Genomic DNA, 3,462 nt, shown 5'->3' with positions numbered 1-3,462 from the left:
GAGGTCATCTCGCTCGCCCCGGCGCTGGTCGCCATTCCCGCCGTCGGCGCCGCCGGGGTTGCGGCGGGCGCCGCGGCCGCCACCGGCGTCGCGGTCCCGGTGGCGGTGGCCACCTCCGTACCGGCGGCCGTGGCGGCGCCGGCGCCGGTGGGCGCTATGCCTGCCGCGGCGCCCGCCGCCGCCCCGGCCAGTGCGAGCAGCGCCGCCACCGTGCCCGGCACCGCGGCGCCGGGCACGACCTCCGCCATCGGCGGGGGACCGGTCGGTGGCGGGCCGGGGGTGGGGTTCGGTCCGTCGGCGTCGACGGGCATCGGCGCGGGTCTCTCCGACGTCCTCTACGCCGTCGGCCTCTCCGAGTTGTCGGCGCGCGGCAGCGCCACCAGCCGCACTCGTCGTCGCTCGGAGGAACCGGCGCCGGAGGGCGCCGACGAGCCGGCGGCCGCCGCGGCGGAGGTGAATGACCGAACGCGGGGGCGCCGGCGTCGGGGGGCGGCGATCGGGGATCGCGCCAATCGCCACGAGTTCATGGACCTCGACGACGACGGGGGCCCGCCTCCGGAGGCTTCGGGCCACGGGGGCGGGCGACTCGGATTCGTCGGTGCCGGCGTCACGCCCGCCGCCGGCCGTCCGGCCGGGCTGATCACACTGGCCGACGACGGATGCAACGACGCCCCGGCCATCCCGCTGCTGCCCAACAGTTGGGACCGCAGCGCGACCGAATAGCGCTGCGCGACAACGTGGTTCGTGCGATGCCACCGACCCGGACAGCCTCCACATGTATCCGCGATCATCGCGCAGGGCCGGCTGCGGTTTCCGACTGATCGAGACAATTAGTACCGACGACATGGTCGCTTTCGGGTTTGAGGCCGCATGCAGGCCATCGCGTCCTGCGGGTGCCGGCGCCGTTCGATGCAAGCACTGGCCGAGCTGGTTAACGGGCATGAGCGGAACAGCGATCTTCACCGGATGCTCGCGCTAGATTACTACGCAGGTGCTCCGGGCGGTTCCCCGGAGTGGAGCAGCGAAAGGTGAGCTGCCCCGACGAGTAGGGACAGGATCGGCGCATGGCCGTGGGGATATCAGGGGTCATCCTGTGCCCCAGCGATGACCTGATCACCAAGGCTTTTCTCGACTACCCGCAGACGGGTCCGGTCGACGGATACGCGTTCGACATCTACGGCTGGGTCGTGAGCAAGGCGCCCGTAGCCGAGGTGGAGTTCGTCCACGAGCAAAGCGTGGTTGCGAGCTGCGAGCTCACTGTTCCGCGGCCCAAAGCGGCCGAATTGTATGGCAGCAGTTCGCCTCGAGTGGGGTTCTGGAAGACGATCGGAACGGTCGGCCTGCCGCCTTCATTCACCATTGTTGTGAGGGTTGTCTTCCAGGATGGACGCCGACGCGAGATCGCGCAAGTACGCGGCACGCAGCAGCTAACCTCAGCGTTCACCCCCACTACGCAGCCAATCATCGTTTCCAGTCTCGGCCGATCGGGCAGCACCTGGCTGATGGGGATGCTCGCAGAGCACCCGGACATCATCGTCCATGAGCGTTTTCCCTACGGCGAGACCTATGTCTGTAGCTACTGGATGCATTTCATACAGGTGTTAGCCGCAGTCGTGGACACATCGCGGGTGGAATCGTTGAAGTTCTGGAGCGATCCAATCCGGCTGCCTCCTTTCCCTTACTTCTTTCCCGATGTGGGCTCGGTGGGTGCAACCGCCGAGCGCTCGCACGCGACCGATCGGATCGAGGAATTCGCCCACGTGGCGCAGGCCGCCGTGGAGTCGTTCTACCACGATTACGCCAGCACGAGAAAACCCACGACACCCGCCTTCTTCGCTGAGAAGAGCGTCCAGCAGAAGGGCGTCCGGCCAGGCCACTACGACTGGACAATGCGGCAGCTTTACCCGCGCGGGCGGGAGATATTCCTCGTCCGGGATCCCAGGGACACCCTGGCCTCCGTACTCGCGTTCAATGCTCGGCGCGGCTTTGACGACTTCGGTCGCGACCTGGTTGAAACGGATGAACAATACGTCGACGTCGTCCGCACCCGTACGCTGTCACTTGTACAAACGTGGAAGTCCACATCACATCGCGGTCCGCTCGTCCGTTATGAGGACCTAATGCGTTCGCCCACCGAGCAAATTCGCGCAATACTCGACGCCCTGGGGCTGGATTCGTCGGCGAATTTCGTCGACGCAATGGTAAAGGCTGGGAATGAAGTCACCGCTGATGTGAATGCGCATCGAACATCGTCTGACGGCCCGTCATCGGTCGGCCGCTGGAAGCGGGATCTTGAACCACGGCTGCAAAAGATCTGCGACGAGGCGTTTGGCGAATTACTCGACGAACTTGAGGCGAGCTCGAGTTAGCCGGGATTTTTCACACAATCGACGAACGTGCATGTCGTGGACGCGAAAGGTGCACTGTCTCAACGATTCTGTACGTTGGACATGTTGGATTATCGCGCCAGCACCAGACCCCGCCGGTAGTCGCCCTTCGGGCGTGAGAATGGGGTCGGGTCACCCGATGGCGCCGACGTTTCCTTGGACGTGAGAGCCCGCACGCGGGCTTGGCGCGGAGGCCATAACCGAGTTCGTTTTGGTTGAACGCGGTTTGTGTCTAGAGGTACAGATCTGAGATGCAGAGTACTTCGTCGAGGCTGGCGGTGCGCGGGCCGGTGTCGGTGGTCGGTCGGCTAGGTGGGGTGGGCGGGTCGGGGTTGGTGTTGTGCGCGCCGTGGGCTTGATCTAGGCGTGTGGTGTCGAACATCGCTGGGCCGCTGGCCATTACGTCGGTGAGCAGGTAGCGGCCGGTGTCGGGTGAGCGGCGTACCGCCGGTTCGGCGGCGCAGGCGCCGGTGAGTTTGGCTGCGTCGGTGAAGTTGATGCCTACTTGGAACACCTGTGGTTCGGCATCGAGCACCGCGCTCAGGCGGGTGATGTAGTTCTCGGGGGCGAAAAACCGCCAGCCGGCGCCCAGGTGCAGCCAGAACCGTGTGTGGATCTGCGCGCGTAACTGCGCGAGCTGGGGGGCGGGTTTGTCGCCGGATCGGCGACGGGCGAACTGCAGAAATCCGTATTGTTTGCGTAGCGTGGCGCGGTCGGGGGCGGACAGGCCGGTATCGAGGACCACGAAGCGTCCGATTCGCGACACATCGAGGCAGCAGTGCAGAAATGAGTTGATGGTCTGTTCGGTGGTGTGGCGGTCGGGTCCGGCGATCAGGCTGACGGTGATCTCGCCTTGGGCGGGCCCTGCGGCCAGGGACTGCACCAGGGCTTGGGGGTAGGGTGCGGCCGCTTGGAGCATGGCCGGCACTGAAAAGTCGCGGTTGGCCGCAATGCGTTGCCGGTCCGGGTCGGGCAGATCGGGGCGGGCCACCAGGCGCCGGCACAGGGTGAACGCCTCGGCGTGCTCACCGATCCACGATGCGCACACCGCCAGCTCATCGGTGGCCCGCCACGC

The 3,462-nt window shown here is 66.2% G+C and carries 1 protein-coding gene and 2 pseudogenes; 2 read left to right on the top strand and 1 reads right to left on the bottom strand.

The genetic code is table 11. From position 1 onward, the window contains the following. A pseudogene (locus A5673_RS29435) lies at positions 1–723 on the top strand (PPE family protein); the annotation flags it as partial. A gap of 341 nt (positions 724–1,064) precedes the next feature. After that, entirely contained in the window at positions 1,065–2,369 is a 1,305-nt protein-coding gene (locus A5673_RS01750) for a sulfotransferase (protein ID WP_068226787.1), read from the top strand. 250 nt (positions 2,370–2,619) lie between these two features. Here the strand turns inward: A5673_RS01750 and A5673_RS29430 are convergent. Further along, positions 2,620–3,462 (bottom strand): annotated as a pseudogene (locus A5673_RS29430) (glycosyl transferase); the annotation flags it as partial.

Origin of the sequence: Mycobacterium sp. E3198 (assembly GCF_001667015.1) — a bacterium.
Lineage (GTDB): Bacteria > Actinomycetota > Actinomycetes > Mycobacteriales > Mycobacteriaceae > Mycobacterium.
The sequence above is the reverse complement of the archived record's forward strand: the minus strand, read 5'-3'. Positions and strand labels throughout refer to the sequence as shown.

Coding starts and splice junctions, on each gene's coding strand:
- A5673_RS01750 (WP_068226787.1), top strand. CDS start 1,065: ATGGCCGTGGGGATATCAGGGGTCATCCTGTGCCCCAGCGATGACCTG.